Here is a 23430-nt window from a genome sequence, read left to right as displayed (position 1 = left end):
GTTCGCATATCCCCGCCCTGCACACCAGACCCCTATGCGTCGAATTCGCTTTCGTGGAAATCTTTGGGCGGCCCGCCCTTAAGCCCGATGACTGCGAAGATCAGTCCCAGCAGCATGAACACCCACGTATACCACAGCCCCGCATAGGCATCGCCCGTGCGCGCAATGATATAGGCCGCGATCAACGGCAGGAACCCGCCGAAATAGCCCGCCCCGATGTGATAGGGGATCGACATCGAGCTATAACGGATGCGCGGCGGAAACATTTCCGCCAGCAAGGCCGCAACCGAGCCATAGGTCAATGCCGACAACACCGATAACACGACCAATGCCCCGAGTATGCCTGCAATGCGCGCCCAGCCCGGATATTGCGTGCCGAAGTCGTAACCCGCCCGTGCCAGCCGTTCCTGCAAGGCAGCGCGGCGAAGCTGCGGATCGTCCGCCGGGTAGGACGGCACGGCGCTGCTTTCGGCGCCGACCGACAAGGTCAGTTCGGGCGCTTCGGTCAGGCTATAGGGCACGCCGCTGACGGTAAGGTCCTCGATCAGGCGGCCGCAATCGGTGGCCTGCGCATCGGCAAAGGGATCGTAGCTGCAATCGGGCCCTGCCACCACAACGGGCGCGCTTTCGGCCGAAGCGACCATGCCGGGATTGGCCATTTGTCCCATGAACCAGAACACCGGAAACAGCAGGACCAGCGACAATATCTGGCCGATCACGATCGGCTTTTTGCGCCCGACCCGATCGGACCACTTGCCGACGATGACATAGAGCGGCATGGCGATGAGCCCGCCCGCGAACAGCATCAGTTCGGTCGTCAGCGCGTCGACCCGCATCGGCCCTTTCAGGAACGACAGGCTGGAGAAAAACGCAGTGTACCAGATCGTCGTCAGCGATCCGGTAACCCCGAACAGGGCGACGACGATCCGCCATTTATTGCCGGGATAGGTAAAGCTTTCGACGAAGGGGTTTTTCGCTGTCTCTCCTGCTTCCTTCATCGCCCGAAAGACGGGGCTTTCCGACAGTTTCAGGCGCATCCACAGCGACACCGCCAGCAGCACCAGCGACAGCAGGAACGGCAGGCGCCAGCCCCATGCCGCGAATTCATCGGCGGGGATAAGGAAGCGGCAAGCCAGCACGACCGCGATCGACAGCACGAAGCCGCCCACGACGCTGGCCTGAATGAAAGAGGTATAAAACCCGCGCTTTTCGGGCGGCGCATGTTCGGCGACATAGATTGCCGCACCGCCATATTCGCCGCCCAGTGCGAGCCCCTGCAAGATGCGGAGCAGTATGACGATGATCGGCGCCGCGATGCCGATCGTCGCGGCAGAGGGGATCAGACCGACGCCCGCCGTTGCCACGCCCATCAATGTCACGGTGACGAGAAACGTATATTTGCGGCCCAGCCGGTCGCCCAGAAATCCGAACAGGATCGCGCCCAAAGGGCGGAACCCGAACCCTACTGCAAAGCCTGCCCACACCAGCAGCAATTGCAGCGTTTCGTTACCCGAAGGAAAAAAGGCGGCCCCGATCAGACCGGCCAGCGTGCCGTAGATGAAGAAATCGTACCATTCGAAGATCGTCCCTACCGAGGAAGCCCCGATCACCAGCCGAACATCCGATCCGCTCAATTCCTTGTCGAAAGCGGTTTCACCACCGCCCTGCGACTGGCCCGCTTGCGTCATTCCCGTCTCCCGTTCCCTTTTGCCGATCACTAGCGCGGGAAAGCGGCGTTTGCCAAGAAGCCTTGGGACTGGCCCTGCCGGTCAGGCCAGAGCCTTTTCGGCGGCATCCCATGCCAGCAGGATCGCGCCGTGTCGTGCGGGATAGGCACGCGCCGGCGCGATCAGCTCCAATCCGGGCCAATCGGGAAGCGGCGCATCGCCAGCCAGCCAGGCGCGCAATCCCCTCGACGCCGCGGCGATGCGCGCAGCATTCATCCCCGCCGCATGTTCGGCAAAGATCGCCGCCGATGCCTGACCCACCGCGCAGGCCTGCGCCGCAATACCGGTACGCGTAATCACGTCGTTACCGTCGGTTGCCAAACCCAGCGTCAAAACGCTGCCGCAACTGGCAGACCGCGCTTCGCCACGAAGCGGCAGATCGTCCGTCAACGGAAACCGCGCCAGCGATACTGCCGCGGCCAGAACCTGCGGTGTGTAAAGACGGGCCGCATTCATCGCCGGTGAAGCCTGAACAAGAGGCGCATCAGATCGAGTCTGCCGCGTCCTGCAATTCCTCGCGCCGTTCCGCGATGGTCTCTACCAGCGCATTGCTGGCTGAGTTCACAAAGGGATAGCTGCGCGCAAGCTTGATCCAGTCGGGCCTCCCCTCGGCCCCCCAAGCCATGTCGTAACCCAGCGCAAGGATAGAGAAGGACAGCACCACAAGGATCGCGCCCTTCACCACGCCGAAACCCATGCCCAGCATCCGATCGATCGGGCCCAGCACCGAATTGCGCGATTTACCCCCTGCCCAGCGTGCAATCAGCTTCATAACGGCATAGGGCACTAGCAACAGCAGCACGAATGCCAGCAGCCCCGCATTGGTTTGGTTATCCTCGAAAAACTCGGTCAGCATCGACGTCAGCGGCTCGTGGAGGAAATAGATCGCGGCAATCGCGGCGATCCATGCGCCCAGCGCCAATACCTCGTGCACGAAGCCGCGCAGCAGACCGCCAACGGCAGCCAGCCCCACGATCACCAGCACGGCAAGGTCGAAACCGGTAAAATCCATTCCGGAAATTTCCATGAAATCAGTCTGCGCCCACTACCCTGTCGACGAGCCCTATCAGAAGGTCGAGCGGATCATACCGTCCCGTCCCTTGTTCGGAGCTTAACGAAGCCGAGTTTAGAGACGGTCCGAAAGCCTTGTCAAAGCCCAGCTTGGCCGATTCCCGCAATCGCAGGGGCGCGTGGGCCACCGAACGGATCTCGCCCGATAACGAAACCTCTCCGAACCATACCGATTGCTTGGGCAAAGGCTTGTCCGCCAGAGCCGAGACCAATGCCGCCGCCACGGCCAGATCGGCGGCAGGATCGGAAAGGCGATAACCGCCCGCCACGTTCAGATAGACTTCTGCCGAAGAGAAATTCAGCCCGCACCGCGATTCCAGCACGGCCAGCAACATGGCAAGCCGCCCCGAATCCCAACCGACGACAGCCCTGCGCGGTGTTGCGCCGGATTGCAGCCGCACGATCAGCGCCTGTATCTCGACCAGAACGGGCCGCGTGCCTTCCAGCGCCGGAAAGACCGCACTGCCCGCGACAGGCTCGTCACGGCTGGACAGGAACAGGGTCGAGGGATTGGCCACTTCGGTCAGGCCCGCCCCTTCCATCGCGAACACGCCGATTTCATCGACCGCGCCAAAACGGTTTTTCAGCGCGCGCAGCACGCGATACTGGTGCGACCGCTCCCCCTCGAAACTCATCACCACATCGACCATATGTTCGAGCACGCGGGGCCCTGCGATAGTGCCGTCCTTGGTCACGTGGCCGACCATCACCAGCACACAGCCCGATTCCTTGGCATAGCGGATCAGTTCCAGCGCGCAGCCGCGCACCTGGCTGACCGTGCCCGGCGCGCCCTCGATCTGGTCGGAATGCATGGTCTGGATCGAATCGATCACCAGCAAGGCGGGCGCGTCCATCCCCCCCAGAGTCGTCAGAATATCGCGCACCGATGTCGCGCTGGCGAGCTGGATCGGCGCATCGGCCAGACCCAGACGCCCGGCACGAAGGCGCACCTGCCCCGCCGCTTCCTCGCCGCTGATATAGACCGCCGCCTTGCCCGCCCGCGCCACGCTCGCGCTTGCCTGCAGCAGCAGCGTCGATTTGCCGATACCCGGATCGCCGCCCATCAGGATCGCGCTGCCCGGCACCATGCCGCCGCCCAAAGCACGGTCGAACTCCGCCATGCCGGTTGGCTGGCGCACCGGCAAAGGCGTCTCGGCATCCAAGGGCGTGAACGCGATCGGACGCCCGCCGCCCGACAAATCATGCTTGGCCGCGAACACCGTCGCGGGCGCTTCCTCGACCAGCGTGTTCCATTCTGCGCAATCGGCGCATTGCCCCTGCCAGCGGTGGGCGACGCTGCCACAGGCCTGGCACACGAATCTGCGTTTGGGTTTCGCCATGGCCTCGCTTATCCGGAACGGATCGGGAACGCAATTGCCGATGGGTGTGATTTTCCCGTGCAATTTGCTTGGCTTTTTGAACCCGCTGCTGTCACAATCATGCGATGCGGGAGAAGGAACTGAGGATCGCGCTGGTTTGCTACGGCGGAGTCAGCCTTGCGGTCTATATGCATGGCGTCACCAAGGAGCTTTGGCATTTCGCCCGCGCCAGCCATGATTTCCGCAGCGGAGAGCCCTCGGGCAATCCGGTCCAGCGCGCCTATCGCGATCTGCTGACAGCCATTGCCGATCAGGGCGAAACGCGGCTGCGTGTGATCCCCGACATTCTGACAGGCGCCAGCGCAGGCGGACTGAACGCGATCTTTCTGGCCGAGGGGCTGCTGACGGGCCGCTCGCTCGATCCGCTGACCCGATTGTGGCTTGAACGCGCCGACAGCGACGTTCTGGTCGCGCCCGAAGCGCGTCCGGGCAACCGCTTTTCCAAGCTTTGGGCGCAGCCCATCGTCGAATATGCGCTGCGCCGTCCGGGCAATGCCGTGTCACGCACCGTGGCCGTCGAAACGCGCGAGGAAGTGCGCGCGAAGCTGTCGCGGCTGATCCGGTCGCGCTGGTTCGCGCCGCCCTTTTCGGGGATCGGCATGGCGCGCATGATCGACGACGCGCTGGTCGCCATGGCCGAACAGGAGGACGGCCCGCCGCTGGTACCGCCAGGCCATCCGGTCGATCTGTTCGTTACGGCCACCGATTTCCGCGGCAGCCGCGTACCGCTGCGGCTGCATTCCCCCGCGCTTGCAACCGAGACCGAGCATCGCCTGCCCATATCGTTCCGCGCGCATGGCGGCGATACCACGCTGGCGCCGCGGCCCGAGCTTGTTTTCGCTGCCCGCGCCACCAGCAGCTTTCCCGGTGCATTCCCGCCGCTGACCGTGGCCGAGATCGAAAGTCTAGCCAGCGAGCGCCGGTTGGACTGGAACAGCCGCGATGCGTTCTTGTCGCGCATCATGCCGCATCATGCCCATGCGCATGATCTGGATCAGGTCGCACTGATCGATGGCGCGGTGCTGGTCGGCGCGCCCTTTGCCGAGGCGATCGCTGCGCTAAGTGGCCGCCCTGCCACGCGAGAGGTGGACCGCCGGTTCATCTATATCGATCCTCGCCCCGACCTGCGCATTACCGGCGCGGGCAACGACCGGCAGGAACAGAAGGAAGTCGGCTTCTTTTCTTCGATCTTTGGCGCCCTGTCGGCCATTCCGCGCGAACAGCCGATCCGTGACGATCTGGAACGCATCGACGCGCACAGCCGCGAGGCGGCACGCCTGCGCGCCATCGTCGAAGGCTTGCGCCCCGAAGTGGAGGCGACGGTCGACCGTCTGCTGGGCCGCACATTGTTCCTCGACCGCCCGACGCCCGAGCGTTTGACCAAATGGCGCCGCCGCGCGCAGCAGGCCGCGGCCGAACAGGCAGGCTTTGCCTTTCATTCCTATGCCCGCAGCAAGTTTACCGGCATTGTCGAACATCTGGCAGGGCTGATCCACCGCGCCATCCCCGGCGACAGACCGGTGCGCGAAAGCGTGATCGGCGCGCTGACCGGTCATTTCGAGCGTGAGGGACTGGGCAGCCTTTCAGGCGGAAAACTGGGCGCGAGCGGAGATGCGATCGATTTCTTCCGCGCGCATGATCTGGGCTTTCGCATCCGCCGCCTGCGCCTGTTGGCCCGCCGGTTATCGCCCAATGACATCGGCGGCACGCTCCCCCCGCCCAAGCGCGAGATTGCACGCAAGGCGGTGTATGACGCTTTGTCGATCTATACGCGGCTCGACGGGATCGAGGTACTGGGCGACGAATTTCCCGATCTGGCCGGGAAAGTGCTGTCGCAGCCGGATGGAGCCATTGCCCATATCGCAGAAACCCGCGATCTGGCGGCGACCGACCCTGTGGTCGATGCGCTGCTGGCCGAGGGGCTGGCGCAATTGCCGCGCGAGCAGCGACGGGCGATGTTGCTCGCCTATCTGGGCTTTCCGTTTTACGACATTGCCACGCTGCCCCTGTTGGGCGCGCGCGGCTTTGACGAGTTCGAGCCGATCAAGATCGACCGCATATCGCCCGAAGACGCCTCTGCCATCCGGCCCGGCGGCGCCTCGACCTGCCTGCGCGGGATCGAATTCTATAATTTCGGGGCCTTCTTCAGCCGCGCCTATCGCGAAAACGATTATCTGTGGGGCAGGCTGCACGGCGCGGACCGGATGATCGACATCGTCGCCTCTACGCTGGAGCCCGAACAGACCCTGCCCGAAACCACGCTGACCGCCATCAGGCGCGAGGCGTTTCTAGCGATCCTGGACGAAGAGGAAAAGGCCGGACTGTGCCGCACATCGCTGGTTACCGCGCTGCGGGCCGAGGTCGAGGAAAAGCTCCCCGCCTGACCCGCGACCGGTTTAACGCTTGCCCCAGCCGGACTTGATCCGCTCGAAAAAACCCATCGCATCGGGGCACTGGGCCTTGGTCTCGCTCTGCTGGAATTCGCGCAGCAGTTCCTTTTGCTTCGACGACAGCTTGCGCGGGGTTTCGACCTGAATGTCGACCACCAGATCGCCGCGCCCGCGCCCTTGCAGCACAGGCATGCCATCGCCGCGCTTGCGCAATTGCTTGCCCGACTGGACACCGGCGGGAATGTTCACCGTGATCCATTCGCCATCCAGCCCCGGCAGGCTGACCGTACCGCCCAGCGCTGCCTTGGTGAAAGTGATCGGTACCTTGGTGAACAGATTGGTCCCGTCGCGTTCGAACACTTCGTGACGGCGGACATGCATGAAGATGTAAAGATCGCCCGCTGGCGCACCTTGCGGTCCCGCCTCGCCCTTGCCGGACAGGCGTATACGCGTTCCGGTTTCGACGCCGGGCGGAATCGTGATGTCAAGGTTCTGAACCTTGTCCACACGTCCTTCCCCGCGACAGGCGCTGCACGGCGTTTCGATGACTTCGCCGCGTCCGTGACAAGTGGGGCATGGCCGTTCGACCACGAAGAAACCCTGCTGCGCGCGGACCTTGCCAAAGCCGCCGCAAGTATCGCAGCCACGCTTGCCTGTGCCGGGTTCGGCGCCCGAACCGCTGCACGGCTCGCAGGTTTGCGAGACTTCGATCGAAATCTCGGTATCCTTGCCATGGAACGCCTCTTCCAGCGTGATTTCCATGTCATAGCGCAGGTCGGCCCCGCGACGCGGTCGTCCGCCGCTGGCACCGCCACCAAAGGCAGATCCGAAAATGGTCTCGAAAATATCGCCGATGTCAGAGAAACCCTGACCGCCGCCCTGGCCACCGCCGCTCGCTGCCTGTTCATAGGCCTCGTGACCGAACCGGTCATAGGCAGCGCGCTTTTGCGGGTCTTTCAGGCAGTCATAAGCGCGGCTGATCGCCTTGAAACGCGCCTCGGCATCCGCATCGCCCGGATTGCGGTCCGGGTGAAAGCGCATGGCCAGCTTGCGATAGGCGGACTTGATCGTCTTATCGTCCGCCGAACGCTCGACTTCCAGCAATTCGTAAAAGTCGACTTCGGTTTCCACTCAGCCTCCGTAACGTCCGGCCCGCGCCCTGCGGTACCGGATCGGCAAATCATCCAACACTGCGCGAGAAACGACCCGCCCCGCGATCGCGCATAACAATGGCAGCAACCCCATACGATCACAGCGCCGGGCCGCATCGAAATAGACCCGCAGGCCTATCGGCAAGGTTAACAGGGCGGGTTAACCGTGTGTTGCCTAATAGACCTGCGGGCCGGTTTTCAAGTCCGCACCCGCAAGGGGCACGGATCGTTACGCCGGTTTATTGTCGTCGCCGTCGCCGTCGACTTCCGAAAATTCGGCATCCACGACGTCTTCGTCGGCCGCATCCGCTTCGGGCGCACCCTCGGCGGCAGAGCCTGCCTCGGCCTGCTGCTTTTCGTAAATCGCCTGCCCCATCTTCATCGCCTTTTCGGCAAGGGCCTGCGACTTGGCGTTGATGTCATCGACATCCTCGCCCTCAAGCGCGGTCTTGGTCTCGGCAATGGCGGCCTCGATCTCGGACTTGAGGCCCGCGTCGATCTTGTCGCCATTTTCCTTCAACTGCTGCTCGGTCGAATGGACAAGGCTGTCGGCCTGGTTACGTGCCTCGGCACGCGCCTTGCGCTGCTTGTCTTCCTCGGCGAACTTTTCGGCGTCCTGCACCATCTGGTCGATGTCGGAATCCGACAGACCGCCCGATGCCTGGATGCGGATCTGCTGTTCCTTGCCGGTGCCCTTGTCCTTCGCGGACACGTTCACGATACCGTTGGCGTCGATGTCGAAGGTCACCTCGATCTGCGGAACGCCGCGCGGTGCGGGCGGAATGCCGACCAGATCGAACTGGCCCAGCAGCTTGTTGTCCGCCGCCATCTCGCGCTCACCCTGAAACACGCGGATCGTCACGGCCTGCTGATTGTCATCGGCCGTCGAATAGACCTGTGACTTCTTGGTCGGGATGGTGGTGTTGCGGTCGATCATCTTGGTCATGATGCCGCCCAGCGTCTCGATACCCAGCGACAGCGGGGTCACGTCGAGCAGCAGCACGTCCTTCACATCGCCCTGCAGAACGCCCGCCTGAATGGCAGCGCCCATGGCCACGACTTCATCGGGGTTCACGCCCGTATGCGGTTCCTTGCCGAAGAAGTTCTTCACCACTTCGCGAACCTTGGGCATGCGGGTCATACCGCCGACCAGCACGACGTCGTCGATTTCCTTGGCGGAAACGCCGGCATCTGCCAGCGCCTTCTTGCACGGCTCCAGCGTGCGCTGGATCAGACGGTCGACCAGACGCTCCAGATCGGCGCGGCTGATGTTCTCGACCAGATGCAGCGGAGTCGTGCTGCCACCTTCCATGCGGGCGGTGATGAACGGCAGGTTCACTTCGGTGGTCTGCGCGCTCGACAGCTCGATCTTGGCCTTTTCGGCAGCTTCCTTCAGGCGCTGCAGGGCCAGCTTGTCCTTCTTGAGGTCCATGCCTTCCTTTTTCTGGAAGGCTTCGGCCAGATATTCGACGATCGCGCTGTCGAAATCCTCACCGCCCAGGAAGGTGTCGCCATTGGTCGACTTCACCTCGAACACGCCGTCGCCAATCTCGAGGATCGAGATGTCGAACGTACCGCCGCCAAGGTCGTAAACGGCAATGGTCTTGCCGTCGTTCTTGTCGAGGCCATAGGCCAGCGCCGCCGCGGTCGGCTCGTTGATGATGCGCAGCACTTCAAGACCTGCGATCTGGCCGGCATCCTTGGTCGCCTGGCGCTGCGCGTCGTTGAAATATGCGGGAACGGTGATCACGGCCTGCGTGACGGTCTCGCCCAGAAAACTCTCGGCGGTTTCCTTCATCTTTTGCAGCGTGAAGGCCGAAATCTGCGAGGGGGAATAATCTTCGCCGCCCGCCTTGACCCATGCGTCGCCGTTCTTGCCCTTGACGATGTCATAGGGGACCAGCTCCATGTCCTTCTTGGTCATGGGGTCTTCGAAACGGCGGCCGATCAGGCGCTTGACCGCAAAGATCGTGTTGTCGGGATTGGTCACCGCCTGACGCTTGGCAGGCTGGCCGATCAGACGCTCGCCATCCTTGGTAAAAGCGACGATCGATGGCGTGGTGCGCGCGCCCTCGGAATTCTCGATCACCTTGGGCTTGTCGCCATCCATCACTGCCACGCAGCTGTTGGTCGTGCCGAGGTCGATACCGATAACTTTAGCCATTGAGTAAATTCCACCCTTCTACTTGCGGACACCGCGTTTGGCACACTCCCCATCGGGGCAAGCGAGCGCTTGCGGCTCTTCGATTGTGGGGGCGATATAGGGGCGGTTTTCGGTGGCACAAGTCTGCAAGGCCGCCTATCTGGCCGCCATCACCAATTGCGTTCAAGGAACCGGCTTTATCATGCGATCCTGTACCACATTGCTCTGGCTGGCTGCCGCAGCCCTTCCCCTTGCCGCTTGCGGAGACAGCACGCCCTCCGATGACACGGCGCAACAGGATGCCGCCGCGCCCTCGCAGCTTGGCATGGTGCTGGACAATGCCGCCATCCGCCTTCCCGCCGTGTCGGGCCGTCCGGCCGGTGCCTATTTCACGCTGCAATCGTTGCGGGATGAACCCGTGCGCATCGCTGGCGTCGATGTGACCGGAGCGGGAGAGGCCGAACTGCATGAGACGAAAGTGGTCGACGGCGTTTCGATGATGGCGGCAGCAGGCACGATCGTGCTGGAGCCACGCGAAACCGTACAATTCGCACCCGGCGGTTTTCATGTGATGCTGTTCGATATCGATCCCGCGCTGGTCGCGGGGGGCACGACCGATCTGACGCTGACACTGGAAAACGGCGACAAGATTTCGGCGACAGCGCAGATCGTCGGACCCGCCGATCCGCTGTCCGCAGCACTTGAAGGCGCAAAGGAAGCCATGCCCGCCATGGACCATTCCGCGCATGAAGGAATGGCGCGCTGAGTACACCCATGCAATCACATGCCTGCCCCGTCGGCGGCACACGCGGTCTGACCGATGGCGAAAAGGCAATGGTCGCATCCGTCTTCGGATCGGCCATAGACCTCGAACCGGTGACGGTCCGGCGGAGCAAATGGTTTCCCCTGCAGCCGCGCAACACGGTGATGGCGCCCTGCGGACATATTCATTTTCCGACCGGTCACACGCAATATTGCGACGATTTTGCTTACGCCTCGCTATCTGCGCAGGGTCTGTTCATTCACGAAATGACGCATGTCTGGCAGGCGCAGCAGCGCGGCAAATACTGGCTGGTGCTGATGCGCCATCCTTTTTGCCGTTACGACTATGCCATAAGGCCCGGCCTGCCGCTCGACCGCTATGGGATCGAACAACAGGCCGAAATCGTGCGCCATGTTTTTCTGCTGAGGCAAGGCCACAAGCTGCGCGGTGCGCCGCCGTTGAAGCAGCTTGAAACTATCCTGCCCTTCGAACCGGCCGGTTAGGCAGGTTCGGGTTGGCCGGACCCTAGCGACAGTCGTTGTCGAGGTATCCTGCGTCGTTGTAACCGTCGCACGTATCGTTCTTGTCGGTGAAATAACCGATCGCCCCGCCCGCCGCCGCGCCAACCGCGGCCGAGGTTTCGAGATCGGCACCCGTTACCGCGCTGACACCCGCGCCCGCCGCCGCGCCCAGCGCCGCGCCTTCGACCGCGTAATTATCCGCGCATCCGGCGGTCGCCAATGCTGCCGTAGCCGCGAGCGGGAGGGTCAATTTCCTGATGTTCATGGCAAATTCTCCGCATGGGGTAAGTTACCCACCCAATGCGGAGACATGCCGAAACGTTCCTGAAAACCCCCGATGCCGTCGCCGGAGCGTGGCGTTCGAAGGTCAGGCCGCTTGCCCGGATAGCCCGATCAGTCCGGCTTTTTCGCGACGCCGACCATGGCGGGGCGCAGCAGACGGTCCTTGATCATGTAACCCGCCTGCATTTCCTGCACCACGGTGCCGGGTTCGGCATCGTTGGTCGGAATTTCGATCATGGCCTGATGTTGGTTCGGGTCCAGCGGCAGACCCTTGGCTGCAATCCGGCTGATCCCGTGCGAAGCGAAAACCTTGTCGATTTCGCGCCCTGTTGCTTCGATACCCGCGATCAGGCCCTTCCACTTCTCATCCTCGCGCAGATCGGCGGGAATGGCGTCGAGCGCACGGGCAAGGTTATCGGACACCGACAGGATATCGCGGGCAAAACCGGTCGCGGCATAGGCGCGGGCGTCGGCGATTTCCTTTTCCATCCGGCGGCGCAGATTCTGCGTGTCGGCGCGGGCATAAAGTACTTGCTGCTTCGCCTCGTCCAGCTCGGCACCCAGCTTGGCCAGCGCCTCGTCGACGCTTTCTTCCGGGTTGTCGCCAGCGTTTTCGTTCTCGATCATGTCCTCGGGAACGCCCTTCAATTCGTTCTCGACTGCTTCGTCGCGCGTTTTATCGTCGCTCATGGCGCTGTTTCTGTTCCTGACTGTCTCGAAAAAATCCCTGTCGCCAAACCGGTTACCAGGGGGAAAAGATCCCGCCTAGCGCCCCGCATGGCCCACGCGCGCATCCAGGCTGAGGCCAAGGCTGCGCGCGGTGAAATCCACCATGGGGACTAGGCGCGCGTAATTCAACCGCGTCGGCCCGATCACGCCCACCACGCCGATCACCTTCCCCTCGCGGTCGCGATAGGGCGAGGCGATGACCGATGAGCCCGAAAGCGAGAACAGCTTGTTCTCGGACCCTATGAAAATCCGCGCCCCGTCCGCCTCGCGCGCATTGTCGAGCAGGGCGGCGACCTGTTCGCTGCGTTCGATATCGTCGATCAGCATCCGCACCCGTTCCAGATCGCCCACGGCGCTTTCGTCCAGCAGGTTCGCTTGTCCGCGCACGATCAGCACGGGGCGCCGCGCCGCATCCTCGCTCCACACGGCAAGGCCACGCTCCACCAGATCGCGCGCCGCAGCGTCCAGTTCGGCACGCTCGTCGGCGATTTCGCGATGCATGGCGCGCGCAGCCTCGGCCAGAGTGCGGCCCTGCAGCCGCGCGGTGATGTAATTGCCGGCTTGCACCAGTGCGGCAGGATCGGTTCCGGCAGCCAGCGGGACGACGCGGTTCTCGACATCGCCGTCCTCTCCCACCAGCACGGCCAATGCGCGGTCATCGCCCAAAGGCACCAGACTCATCTGCTGGAGCCGCGGTTCGCGGGCAGGCACCATGACCACGCCTGCACAGGCAGACAGGCTGGACAACAGCGCCGATGTCCGCGCCAAAGCCGTTTCGACCGGCCCGCTGCCCGACAATTCCCGCTCGATCGCGGCGCGTTCGGCGGCGCTCGGCTCTGCCACCTGCATCATCCCGTCGACGAACAGGCGCAGCCCCGTTTCGGTCGGCAATCGTCCCGCGCTGGTATGTGGCGCGGCCAGCAGGCCCAGCCGCTCCAGATCGGCCATGACCGACCGGATCGATGCCGGAGACAGGTCCAGCCCGCCCGCAAGGCTCTTCGACCCGACCGGCTGGCCGTCCCCCAGATAGCCTTCGACGACGAGACGGAAAATCTCGCGCGCGCGGTCGGACAGTTCGAGGAGCGGCGGGCCTGGCATAGGGGTGATCTAGGAAGTGCGACCCGATCGCTCAACCGGATTCGTCACCCTGCCGCTCGGATATGACTTATCGCCCACCGGGCGGCACGCCGTTCTGTTCCAGAAAGCGCACGATATTGCCGTAATAGTGCTGCGTGATGACCGGACCCGACACCACATGGCCAAAGCCGGGATACAGCATCATTTCGAACGGAACATTCGCTTCCTGCATGGCGGCGACCATGGCGGTGGTATTGTCCAATACCACATTGTCGTCGCTCATCCCGTGGCTGATCAGCAACGGATCGCTGATCTCTGCCGCATCGGCGATGGTATTCGACGCCTCATACGCATCGGGCACCTGACGCGGATCGCCCATATAGCGTTCGGTATAGAACGTGTCATACAGTTCCCACTTCGTCACCGAAGAGGCCGCGATGCCCGCAGCGTAAAAACCGGGATCGGCCTCCAGCTGTTTCAACGTCATATAGCCGCCATAGCTGGACCCGAAAATCGCGATCCGGTCGGGATCGACGAAAGGCAGCGTTTTCAGCCAGCTGCCCCCGGTTTTCTGGTCGACCACCTCGACCGAGCCCATGGCCTCGCGGATCTGCTTTTCAAAGGCGACGCCGCGATTGTCCGATCCGCGATTGTCGATCTGGAACCAGATATATCCCAGATCGACGAAATATTGCGAAATGGCCGAATCCCATGAATGATCGACCACTTGCACATGCGGGCCGCCATAATGCTGGAACAGCACCGGATAGCGCTTCCTCTTCTCCATCTTCGGGGTCAGCATCTTCCAGTAAAGCGTGCTGCCGTCTTCTGCCGTCAGCGTGCCGAAACGTGCGGCGGCATGGCTGGCGGCGAATGGCGCATAGGGGTGATCGGCGTCCAGCGCGTTTTCCATCAGCCATGTCAGGCGCTTGCCGGTGTTATCGGCCAGATAATATTGCGTCGGCTGCGCGGGATTGGACCGGTTGACGATCATGGTGCGCCCCGCCCCGTCCATCGACCCGCCATAGAACCAGCCCTTTTCGGTCAGGCGTTCAGGCGCGCCGCCATTGGCATAGTCGAGGCGATAGAGATGGTCTTCCAGCGGGCTGTCCATCCGTCCCTTGAACCATAGCGCGCCCGCTTCCTCGTCCACGCCCAGCAGGCCGGTGACGACCCAGTCGCCGCGTGTCAGCTGCGTCCATTCCCCGTCGGCAAAGCGCCAGAGATGGCCGAAACCGCTGCGCTCCGAACGCCAGATCAACGAGCCGTCGTTCAGGAAGCGATAGTCGGACGACTGGTTGATCCAGTGCCCGTCCTCGGCCGTTTCGGTAAAGACCAGCGTGCTGGCGCCGGTCGCCGGATCGACCTTCAGCATGTCGAGCCGGCTTTGCGCGCGGTTCTGGCGCTGCACATACAGTGCGCCATCGGGCGCCCAGTCGACACGGGTGATATAGATATCGCGCTCAGCCCCCAGATCGGCCTTGATCCGGTTGCCGCCATCGGGATCGATCACATACAGGTCGATCAGCACGTTATCGGTGCCCGCCAGCGGATAGCGCTGGTCATAGGTGGTGGTGCTGCCCGCGCCGATCGATGTGCGCGTGACGACCGCGACCGGTGCCTCGTCATAACGCAGCACGGCGATGCGTTTGCCGTCGGGGCTCCATTTATAGCCGTAGTCGCGGTCCATTTCCTCCTGCGCGACAAATTCCGCCTCGCCCCAATGGACCGTATCGCTTGCCTCGTCCGGCGTGACCGCCGCAGGCTCGCCGCCGACCGGTGCGACCAACAGCCGCCCCTCGCGCACAAAGGAAACGCGCGCATTATCGGGTGAGATCGCGGGATTGAGCTCGCCCTCCTCGCTATCGGTTAGGCGGGTGACGGTGCCGTCCAGCTTTGCCAGAAACAGATCGCCGTCCAGCGGGACAAGGATGGACTGCGCATCCTGCGACCATTCATAGGACACGATCCCCTTGAGGCTGGCGATACGCGCGCGTTCGCGCTGCATCTTCTCCGCCTCCGACAAGGCGCGGCCCGGGCCGAATGCTTCGGAATCGACCAGCATCGACCATGTTCCGACCTGCCGGTCATAAGCCCACAAATCATAGCGATAGCGGTCATCGTCGCGCGCGCGCAGCAGGGTCAGCCAGCGGCCATCGGGCGACAGCTTCATCGCACGCGGCGACGCCCCGTTCAGCGACGGACTGCCTGCGATCCGCTCCAGCGTCAGATCCTTTTGCGGCACATCGGGCACCGCCATTTCCTGCGCCTGCGTGCCGGGCAAGTCATAGGTATCTTTCGCCATGGCCGTCGTGCCCATCAGAAAACCGAGCAGCATGGCGGACGCGCCAAGGCGCGAGAAGCGGGAACGGGTAACTGGCATGGGTGCGACCGATCTGAACTGAATGAACTGCCGATGCTCATTGGCCAAAGCAATTTCAATTGCAACCGTCGATCCATCACTTAGAGCACCCCTGCAACGTAGAGCACCAGTACGATCGCCGCCGCCAGCGCGAATATCGCCGCAAGGCCACTGATCCAGAACCGCGTGACGCGGGCCTGCCATGCGATGGCATTGACCAGCGAGAAGACGAGCAGGAAAACGAAGCTCGCACCCTCGACCAGTTGCTCGATCCCGCCGATGATGGCGAGCAGCATGGCCAAGCCGGAAATGACCAGCACGCCGACATAGGGGACGCCGCCACTATCCGTGCGCGCGAATGCGGCGGGTAGCTCACCGTCGCGCGCGGCTGCTCCGGCCAGACGCGCCGTGGCAAAGACGGTCGCATTGATGGCGCTCGCAGTCGAAAACACGGCGGCGATGGTGATGGCAACGACGCCGGCCGTGCCCAGAGCCGCCCTTCCCGCCTCGGCCAGCGCGATTTCCTCGCGCGCGACGATCTGTTCTGCTCCGGCCAGCATGGGCGCGCCGATGGCGACGAGGATATAGGTCGCGGTCGTCGCCGCAATCGAAAGTGCCATCGCGCGGCTGATCGTGCGTTTGGCATCGCGCATCTCGTCGTAGTCATAGGACAGGAGCTGAAACCCCTCATACGCCATGAAAACAACCCCGACACCGGCCAGCGCACCTAGCGGCCCCACAGCCTCGCCAGCCGGAAGCGCTAGCCTTTCCGGAGCCCAGCGCCAAAGGCCAAGGGCAGCAAGCCCGAGCAGAATGACGAGTTTCGTCCAAACAGCGAACAGTTCCACGATCGTCGCTTCTTTCGCGCCCATCAGGTTGATGCCCGCGATCATCGCAATCGCTCCCGCCGATGCAACCGCCGCAACCCATTCCGGCGCGCCGAAGGCATTGGCTGTATAGGCGCCGAACGTGAAGCCATAGACCGCGACAGTCAGGACATAGCCTGCGATCAGCGCCCAGACGACAAGTCGTGCGAGCCGGTGATGGCCCAGATCGCGCAGAAATCCGTACGATCCGCCCGGCGCATCGCGCCTTACCGTCAGCCGGGCATAGGAATGGCCGGTGCCATAGGCGATCAATCCGCCAATCAGGAAGGAAAGCGCGGCCCATTTTCCGGCGACGGAAATGACGACGCCCAATGTAGAGAAAATGCCGCCACCGATCATCCCGCCCACAGCCATCGCCCAGGCCCCGCCCAGCCCCATGACCTTGCGGCCGGGAACCGTCTGGCCCGGCCGCTTCCGGGCTACACTATTGGTCGGGGCGTAATCGCTGTCTGGCTGGCTCAAGAACAAGGCTCCGGCAGAATCGAAAAGGGCGGCTCCCGCAGGAACCGCCCTTCGTGTAGCATGAAGCTCTCTCGCCTGAAGGCTTAGGCCTGCTCGCGAACCGTCTTGCGCTCGGCAATACGGGCGCTCTTGCCGGTACGGCCGCGCAGGTAATAGAGCTTGGCACGACGCACGACGCCGCGGCGGACCACGGTGATGCTGTCGATATTGGGCGAATAGAGCGGGAACACACGCTCCACGCCTTCGCCGAAGCTTATCTTGCGAACGGTGAAGTTCGAACCCATGCCGCGGTTCGAACGTGCGATCACGACGCCTTCGTAGTTCTGCACACGTTCACGCGTGCCCTCCACGACGCGCACGCCGACGCGCACGGTGTCGCCCGCACGGAATTCCGGAATTTCCTTGGAGAAGCCGGCAATGGCTTCTGCCTCAAGCTGCTGGATCAGGTTCATATGCCTGTGCCTTCATCATCGTGCCGCGCGCCAGAGGCAGGCTGGCCCCGAACGTCACCATGACGTTCCCAAAGGTCCGGCCTGCGTAACCGTGTATCGTCCTCGCCGCGTTGCTTTCGCCACGCCGCGATCTTCGCATGATCCCCCGATCGCAGCACTTCAGGGATCGTGCGCCCTTCCCATTCGACAGGTCGGGTGTAGTGCGGATATTCGAGCAAACCGTTCTCGAACGATTCCTCGACTCCGCTTGAAGCGGCGCCCATTACGCCGGGAAGCAGCCGAATGCAAGCATCGAGAAGCATGATGGCCGCAGGCTCTCCGCCCGACAGGATGATGTCGCCAACCGACACTTCCTCGACGTCGCGGCCCGCAAAGATACGCTCGTCGAACCCCTCGAACCGTCCGCACAGCACGATGGCGCCCGGCCCCGATGCCAGTTCGCGCACGCGGACCTGCGTCAACGGCTTGCCCCGCGGCGTCATCGCCAGCACCGGCGCCCCCGGGTTCAGCGCGCGCGCATGGTCGATCGCGGCGGCCAGCACATCGACTTTCAGCACCATGCCCGCGCCCCCGCCCGCCGGCGTGTCGTCGACGGTGCGATGCTTGTCGGTGGCGAAATCACGGATCTGGACCGTCTGCATCGCCCACGATCCTGCTTCCAGCGCGCGGCCCGCAAGGCTGATGCCAAGGGGGCCCGGAAACATTTCAGGATAAAGGGTCAGGACGGTGGCTGCAAAACTCATCGCGCGGCGTTAGCGGCGCCGGTCATCCACCGCAACCGCCACAACCGCCGCCTCCGCAGCCGCTTCCGCCGCCATCGCTGCCGCAGCCACCCGACGAATTATTTGCGAACATCTGATGAAACGGGTTCAGCGCCGTTCCCGCCAGCGCGGCAGGGCCGAACAACGCCACCGCCTGCGCCATCTCGGGCTCGCGCGGGGCGCGGCGCAACCGCTCGCCGCGCACCTTTGCGGCCGCAACCTCGGCCTTACCTTGCACCGTCGCCGGATCGATCGCGAAAAAACGCAGCAGCATGGCGATGGCAGTCGCAATTTCGAAAAAGACCAGAAAGCCGATGGATTCGTCGCGGATCACACCCAGCCGCATACGCTCCAGCCCGAACAGCAACAGCATGAACAGGGGCGCGGCCTGGGTAAACCGGATCAGCCGCTCGTCCCCGCTGTCCATCATCAACCCACGCATCTGCAAGTCGCGCTTTACGCCTTGCAAAGGCTCTCGCATCACGCGTTTGAGCTGGCGCAGTTCGATCATGCCCGGACGGCCCAGCATCATCCGCTCCGCCGCCGTGGAACCTGCCGACCCCGCGCCGGCCATGGCGGGTCGCATCAGCCGTTTGCCGTTATCGGCCATCACCAGCCGCCCGTCCGCCAGCAGGGCGGTGGCGACCGCTTGCAGAAAACGGATCGGTCCGCCTGCCAACAGGGCGGTATCCTCGGCCCCTTGCAGCACGCCCGCGCGCCCTTCGGGTCGCATGCCGTTCTGGATCGCCGCACCAAGGATCAGACAGGCGACGAAAGCCATGGCATGAAAGCCCAGATAGGCATTGGCGCTCCAGTCGAGCGGATTCCATCCTTGCATCGAGCGCTCCCCCCTCTGGCGGCTCTTAACGGATCAGCAGAACCGCCATAATGCCAAGTGCTAACAGAATTGCTACCGCCAGCGTGCGCCGCCTGGGCAGGATCCAGAAATCGCGGGGGTTGACGCGGCGGGCCTGCGGATCGCGATAGAGCCGTTGCATGGCCGCTGGCCATATATCGGGCGGTGACGGGCCGAAAAAGCGTTCATAGCTGGCAAGCGTATCGGCATATTGGCGATAGTACCGGTCCCGCTCGACCTTGCCGCCCGCCGTGGGGCCGTGATGCAGCGGCGCGCCCAGTATATCGGGGCAGAAGCGTTCCCAATAATCGCGGCTGTATGTCAGATGCAGGTGCCATGCCTGATCCACGGCATCCGATGGCGTTACCTGATGGCCCGCGCGCATCGCCAGAAAGCAGAAACGGCGGTACTCCTCCATCACGCGGTCGGCATGGGATTCGCTCCACCCGTTTTCGCAGGCCAGACGTTGAATGAAACTGAACTCGGCATCGGCGGGACCGACCCGATACCGGTCAAGGCGCTGCCACAGGGCGGTGGTGCGATAATCCTCTCCACCCGCCATGAATGGCCTAGTCCATATGCTTCAGGCCGACACGCAGATAATCCCAGCCGGTCACCACCGTCAGCGCCGCCGCCGCCCACAGACATGCAAGCCCCGTCAGCCTGATCCATTCCATATGCGGCAAGGCGCCCGCCAGTATCAGCGCGCCCAGCGCCACGATCTGCGCCGTCGTCTTCCATTTCGCCAGTTTCGACACGGGCACCGAAACCTGCACGCCTGCCAGAAATTCGCGCAGGCCCGAAACGGCGATTTCGCGCAGCAAAATCACCAGCCCCGCCAGCGCATGCAGATCGCCCACATACGGGCCCGACAATCCGCCCTTGGCCGTCAGCACAAGGATCACCGCACCCACCATCAGCTTGTCCGCAATGGGGTCAAGGAAGATGCCCAGACGGCTGACCCGCCCGCTGGACCGCGCGAGATAGCCGTCGAAATAATCGGTTATGCCCGCCAGCGAATAGATCACAAAGGCGATCGCATGCCCCAGCGCCCATTCGGGCCACCACAGGAAACCGACCAGCAGCGGAACGGCGAAAATGCGCGAAAGCGTCAGAAGATTGGGAAGTGTCAGCATAGATTCGTGAAAGCCATGTAGCGCGAAAAGAATGAAAATCCCAAGACGACACGCATCGCCGCCAACCGATTTTATTGCACCGATGTGCCGCGCGGGCTTGTGCAGCGCGGTATGGTCGGTAAGGACGGGCGCCGACAGATCATGCTGACCTCACCCGATCTCCTTACCAGGCGCCGTTTCCTGCCGCTGTTCGTCACCCAGGTGCTGGGGGCGTTCAACGACAATCTGTACAAGAACGCAATGGTGCTGTTCGTCGTCTATGCCGTTTATTCCAGCGCGGCAGAGGAAACGATGTTCTCTGCCGTGGCGCAGGGCTTGTTCACCCTGCCATTCGTGCTGTTTTCGGCGCTGTCGGGGCAACTGGCCGACATGCGCGACAAGGCGATGATTATCCGGCGGGTCAAGCTGGCCGAAATTTTCATCATGATCGTCGGCGCGGCGGGCCTGATCATGGCGGCGATGGATATTGCGGTGCATGGCGTGGCGATCCCGCTGCTGCTGGCGGCCCTTTTCGCGATGGGCGTGCACTCCACCTTCTTCGGCCCCATCAAATACGCGATCCTGCCGCAACATCTGGAAAAACAGGAAGTGCTGGCCGGAACCGGACTGGTCGAGGCAGGCACCTATCTGGCGATTCTGGCAGGCACGATACTGGCTGGCTGGATTTCGGTGGAGGTGGCCGCAGTGCTGGTCATCGGCCTTGCCGTGCTGGGCTGGTTTGCCGGCAAGCAGGTGCCCCCCGCACCCGCGCAGGGCACGGTCGAGCCGATCGACTACAACATCTGGCGATCCTCGGTAAACGTGGTCAAGGGTTCGATGCAGGACGCGCGCGTGTTCTACGCCATTCTGGCGATCAGCTTTTTCTGGACCATCGGGGCGGTGCTGTTCATCGAATTCCCGCCGCTGGCGAAAAACGTGCTGACTGCCAGCAAGGAAGTCGCCAGCCTGTTTCTGGTCGTATTCTCCATCGGCGTCGCCATTGGATCGGTGTCGATCAACATGCTGCTCAAGGGAGAGGTATCGGCCCGATATTCCCCGGTCTCGGTGATCGTGATGGGGCTGTTTGTGGTCGCCTTTCACGTGGTGTGCCGCATGTGGCAGCCGCATGTCGGCGGGCTATACGATGTGGCCGAATTCATCGCCCTGCCGCTGGCAGCGCCGTTGCTGCTGTGCCTGTTGGGCATTGCCATCGCGGGGGGCATGTTCGTTGTGCCGCTCTATGCGTTTCTGACGACAGTGGTCGACAAATCGCAGACCGCGCGCGCGGTGGCGGCCAATAATCTGGTGAACAGCTTTGCGATGGTCGGCGGATCGGCACTTGCCATGGGGCTGAACGCGATCAATGTCTCTATCGTCGATCAACTGCTTCTGGCTGCCGCGATGAGCGTGATTTCAGCCTATCTCGGCTGGGTCCTCTATTGCGCGGAACGACGGCTGGCGGCTGCCTGAGGATCGGGCCGCCAATTCAGGCGATGAAACCGATCACCGCCATGAAGCACGCGCAATAGGCCATCAGGAATTCCTTGGCGTCGCGCGTATTCAGACCCCAGAACAAGGGCTGCGGCCGGTCTTGCGCCACCTGTTTCATCAGCGGTTGTACCTTACGGCCGAACCAGCCCTGCATGGCCGCGCGGCGCTTGGCGACCGGTTGAACCACGGGAAGCCGGATCGGCGTGCGCATGGCGGGCGTGGCGGCGTGAATCATCGGCGTCGAATTCCTCGCTTGGCTGGCTACTGGCTTACCGGAAACGAGCAAGCGCGGTAACGGTTTCTTAACCAAGCTTAACGGACGCGATCTGCAAAGCGCCACCACGCGCCCCGCCCCGTATCGGGACAGGAGCGTTCACATCCACCATAACCCCGAATAACCCGTCGGCGGGTCGGGATTCAGCCTGCCTTTTTGGCGTTGGCTTTCGCCATGGACAGGATTTTCCTCCATTCCTCGGGCCGGACCTCGCTGACCGACAGGCGCATCAGCTTGACCAGTTCCATCTCGGCCAGCGATTCCTCGGCCTTGACCTGCTTCAATGTGACGGGCGCGGGCAGCTTCTCGACCGGCTTGACCTTGACCGCGGACCATTTGCCCGTCTCGTCCGTGGGATCGGTAATGCCGTCCACACTGATTTCGCAAATACCGACGATCTCCAGCCCGATGTTGGAGTGATAGAAGAACGCCTTGTCGCCCTTTTTCATTGCGGCCAGATTGTTCTTGGCGCGATGGTTGCGCACCCCGTCCCACGTCCCCTCGCCCTCTGCGACAAGATCGTCCCACGAATAGACGTCGGGTTCGGATTTCATCAGCCAGAAACGCTTGGCCATGCAGGCGACCTCCAATCATGTAACGGCGTCGGACAGCTCGGTTCACCTTGCGGCCCCGCCGGATGCCCGCGCCTTTAGCCAGCAGCAACCGACCGGCGCAAGGGCCGCGGACACGCAAAAGCGTGCAGGTTGAACCGGCTGCATTTGGTGACTAGATTCCTGCGACCGGCCGCAACGCATCCCGCGTCGGCCTCCGGTTTCTTGCGGAATAGTTCCTCCATGGCCACACAGACGATCCTTGTCGTCGAAGACGATCCACAGCTTCGCGTCCTGATTTCGCGCGCATTGAAAGAGCATGGCTATGATGTGCGCTCTGCCGCGACCGGCGCCGAAATGCAGGTCCAGCTGGAAGACGGTCGCCCTGCCCTGATCGTGCTGGACATCATGCTGCCGGGCACGAACGGCATCGAGTTGCTGCGCCGTCTGCGCACCACAAGCGATATTCCCGTTATCTTCGCCAGCGCGCGCGGGGAAGAGGCCGATCGCGTCGTCGGGCTGGAACTGGGTGCCGACGATTATCTCGCCAAGCCGTTCGGCACGCGCGAGTTACTGGCACGGATTTCTGCCGTTTTACGCCGCCACGGTAACGGAAATGGCGGCGCCAGCACGCAGCGGCACGATGAAATCGCCTTTGACGGATGGTCATTGTCGTTGTCGCGCCGCGAATTGCGGTCCCCCACCAAAGCGCTGGTCGAACTGACCACGGCCGAATTCGATTTGCTGAGCGCTTTTGTCCAGTCGCCCCAGCGCGTGATCAGCCGCGAAAGGCTGATCGAATTGTCGCGCACGCGTATCGGCGATTCGTCGGACCGCAGTGTCGACGTTCTGGTCAGCCGCTTGCGCCGCAAGCTGACGACCGCTGGCCACGAAGCTCCGATCGCCACCGTGCGCGGCGTGGGATATATGTTCACGGCCGAGGTTCGGACCTCGTGAGTTTTCCCCGAATGCCAAACGCCGGTCTT

General features: G+C 63.0%; 22 protein-coding genes and 1 pseudogene. 5 read left to right on the top strand and 18 right to left on the bottom strand.

The annotated features are described in order from the left end of the window. Nucleotides 1-32 precede the first annotated feature (32 nt). The 4 genes and pseudogenes from LOZ74_RS07510 to radA form a co-directional block, all read right to left on the bottom strand. Nucleotides 33-1616, bottom strand: a pseudogene (locus tag LOZ74_RS07510) (MFS transporter); the annotation flags it as partial. 153 nt (nt 1617-1769) lie between these two features. After that, the gene (locus LOZ74_RS07505) at nt 1770-2183 is read right to left on the bottom strand and encodes an iron-sulfur cluster assembly scaffold protein (protein ID WP_230293522.1); all 414 of its coding nucleotides are present in this window, start codon (nt 2181-2183) and stop codon (nt 1770-1772) included. A 28-nt stretch (nt 2184-2211) separates the two neighbouring features. Further along, nucleotides 2212-2754: a CvpA family protein gene (locus tag LOZ74_RS07500; RefSeq protein WP_230293521.1), complete on the bottom strand. Its 543-nt coding sequence runs from the start codon at nt 2752-2754 to the stop codon at nt 2212-2214. A gap of 4 nt (nt 2755-2758) precedes the next feature. Further along, a complete protein-coding gene (gene radA / locus LOZ74_RS07495; RefSeq protein ID WP_230293520.1) occupies nt 2759-4138 on the bottom strand; it encodes a DNA repair protein RadA in 1380 nt (459 codons plus the stop codon). 104 nt (nt 4139-4242) lie between these two features. On the opposite strand from radA, the gene LOZ74_RS07490 reads away from it, so the two are divergent. Beyond that, a complete protein-coding gene (locus LOZ74_RS07490) occupies nt 4243-6561 on the top strand; it encodes a patatin-like protein (RefSeq protein WP_230293519.1) in 2319 nt (772 codons plus the stop codon). Nucleotides 6562-6573: 12 nt separating this feature from the next. On the opposite strand, the gene dnaJ is transcribed toward LOZ74_RS07490, so the two are convergent. Both dnaJ and dnaK read right to left on the bottom strand, forming a co-directional pair. Beyond that, the gene (dnaJ, locus tag LOZ74_RS07485) at nt 6574-7698 is read right to left on the bottom strand and encodes a molecular chaperone DnaJ (protein ID WP_230293518.1); all 1125 of its coding nucleotides are present in this window, start codon (nt 7696-7698) and stop codon (nt 6574-6576) included. Between the two features lie 249 nt (nt 7699-7947). Then, nucleotides 7948-9882 carry a molecular chaperone DnaK gene (gene dnaK / locus LOZ74_RS07480; RefSeq protein WP_230293517.1) on the bottom strand — a complete coding sequence of 645 codons (1935 nt, stop codon included), beginning with the start codon at nt 9880-9882 and terminating at the stop codon, nt 7948-7950. Nucleotides 9883-9994: 112 nt separating this feature from the next. Between dnaK and LOZ74_RS07475 the strand changes: the two genes are divergently transcribed. Together LOZ74_RS07475 and LOZ74_RS07470 are read left to right on the top strand one after the other, a co-directional pair. Further along, on the top strand, nt 9995-10627 hold the full coding sequence (locus tag LOZ74_RS07475; protein WP_230293516.1) for a copper chaperone PCu(A)C: 633 nt from the start codon (nt 9995-9997) through the stop codon (nt 10625-10627). Between the two features lie 8 nt (nt 10628-10635). Beyond that, nucleotides 10636-11127: a vgr related protein gene (locus LOZ74_RS07470; protein ID WP_230293515.1), complete on the top strand. Its 492-nt coding sequence runs from the start codon at nt 10636-10638 to the stop codon at nt 11125-11127. A 22-nt stretch (nt 11128-11149) separates the two neighbouring features. Here LOZ74_RS07470 and LOZ74_RS07465 read toward each other — a convergent pair whose 3' ends face one another. The 10 genes from LOZ74_RS07465 to pgsA form a co-directional block, all read right to left on the bottom strand. After that, nucleotides 11150-11410, bottom strand: coding sequence for a YMGG-like glycine zipper-containing protein (locus LOZ74_RS07465; protein WP_230293514.1), 261 nt, complete (start codon nt 11408-11410; stop codon nt 11150-11152). 128 nt (nt 11411-11538) lie between these two features. Beyond that, nucleotides 11539-12117 carry a nucleotide exchange factor GrpE gene (grpE, locus tag LOZ74_RS07460; protein ID WP_230281249.1) on the bottom strand — a complete coding sequence of 193 codons (579 nt, stop codon included), beginning with the start codon at nt 12115-12117 and terminating at the stop codon, nt 11539-11541. A 75-nt stretch (nt 12118-12192) separates the two neighbouring features. Beyond that, nucleotides 12193-13254 (bottom strand): heat-inducible transcriptional repressor HrcA, encoded by a 1062-nt coding sequence (hrcA, locus tag LOZ74_RS07455; RefSeq protein ID WP_230293513.1) that lies wholly within the window; start codon nt 13252-13254, stop codon nt 12193-12195. A 67-nt stretch (nt 13255-13321) separates the two neighbouring features. Continuing rightward, a complete protein-coding gene (locus LOZ74_RS07450) occupies nt 13322-15616 on the bottom strand; it encodes a S9 family peptidase (protein ID WP_230293512.1) in 2295 nt (764 codons plus the stop codon). A gap of 80 nt (nt 15617-15696) precedes the next feature. Beyond that, nucleotides 15697-16944 carry an APC family permease gene (locus LOZ74_RS07445; RefSeq protein WP_230293511.1) on the bottom strand — a complete coding sequence of 416 codons (1248 nt, stop codon included), beginning with the start codon at nt 16942-16944 and terminating at the stop codon, nt 15697-15699. An 83-nt stretch (nt 16945-17027) separates the two neighbouring features. Next, on the bottom strand, nt 17028-17396 hold the full coding sequence (gene rplS / locus LOZ74_RS07440) for a 50S ribosomal protein L19 (RefSeq protein WP_230281253.1): 369 nt from the start codon (nt 17394-17396) through the stop codon (nt 17028-17030). After that, nucleotides 17393-18139, bottom strand: coding sequence for a tRNA (guanosine(37)-N1)-methyltransferase TrmD (gene trmD / locus LOZ74_RS07435; RefSeq protein ID WP_230293510.1), 747 nt, complete (start codon nt 18137-18139; stop codon nt 17393-17395). The genes rplS and trmD overlap by 4 nt, the downstream gene beginning before the upstream one ends. Nucleotides 18140-18161: 22 nt before the next feature. Continuing rightward, the gene (locus LOZ74_RS07430; RefSeq protein WP_230293509.1) at nt 18162-18995 is read right to left on the bottom strand and encodes a TIGR04222 domain-containing membrane protein; all 834 of its coding nucleotides are present in this window, start codon (nt 18993-18995) and stop codon (nt 18162-18164) included. A 25-nt stretch (nt 18996-19020) separates the two neighbouring features. Continuing rightward, nucleotides 19021-19575, bottom strand: coding sequence for a hypothetical protein (locus LOZ74_RS07425; RefSeq protein ID WP_230293508.1), 555 nt, complete (start codon nt 19573-19575; stop codon nt 19021-19023). A gap of 7 nt (nt 19576-19582) precedes the next feature. Beyond that, the gene (gene pgsA, locus LOZ74_RS07420; RefSeq protein ID WP_230281257.1) at nt 19583-20149 is read right to left on the bottom strand and encodes a CDP-diacylglycerol--glycerol-3-phosphate 3-phosphatidyltransferase; all 567 of its coding nucleotides are present in this window, start codon (nt 20147-20149) and stop codon (nt 19583-19585) included. 141 nt (nt 20150-20290) lie between these two features. Here pgsA and LOZ74_RS07415 point away from each other — a divergent pair, with 141 nt between their 5' ends. Further along, nucleotides 20291-21598: an MFS transporter gene (locus LOZ74_RS07415; RefSeq protein WP_230293842.1), complete on the top strand. Its 1308-nt coding sequence runs from the start codon at nt 20291-20293 to the stop codon at nt 21596-21598. A 16-nt stretch (nt 21599-21614) separates the two neighbouring features. On the opposite strand, the gene LOZ74_RS07410 is transcribed toward LOZ74_RS07415, so the two are convergent. Both LOZ74_RS07410 and LOZ74_RS07405 read right to left on the bottom strand, forming a co-directional pair. Continuing rightward, nucleotides 21615-21854, bottom strand: a complete 240-nt coding sequence (locus LOZ74_RS07410) for a hypothetical protein (protein ID WP_230293507.1) — start codon at nt 21852-21854, stop codon at nt 21615-21617. Nucleotides 21855-22036: 182 nt separating this feature from the next. Continuing rightward, nucleotides 22037-22468, bottom strand: a complete 432-nt coding sequence (locus LOZ74_RS07405) for an EVE domain-containing protein (protein WP_230293506.1) — start codon at nt 22466-22468, stop codon at nt 22037-22039. Between the two features lie 219 nt (nt 22469-22687). Between LOZ74_RS07405 and LOZ74_RS07400 the strand changes: the two genes are divergently transcribed. Beyond that, nucleotides 22688-23401: a response regulator gene (locus LOZ74_RS07400; protein WP_230293505.1), complete on the top strand. Its 714-nt coding sequence runs from the start codon at nt 22688-22690 to the stop codon at nt 23399-23401. The last annotated feature ends 29 nt before the right edge of the window (nt 23402-23430 follow it).

It is taken from the genome of Croceicoccus sp. Ery5 (assembly GCF_020985325.1).
Classification (GTDB): domain Bacteria; phylum Pseudomonadota; class Alphaproteobacteria; order Sphingomonadales; family Sphingomonadaceae; genus Croceicoccus.
The sequence above is the reverse complement of the archived record's forward strand: the minus strand, read 5'-3'. Positions and strand labels throughout refer to the sequence as shown.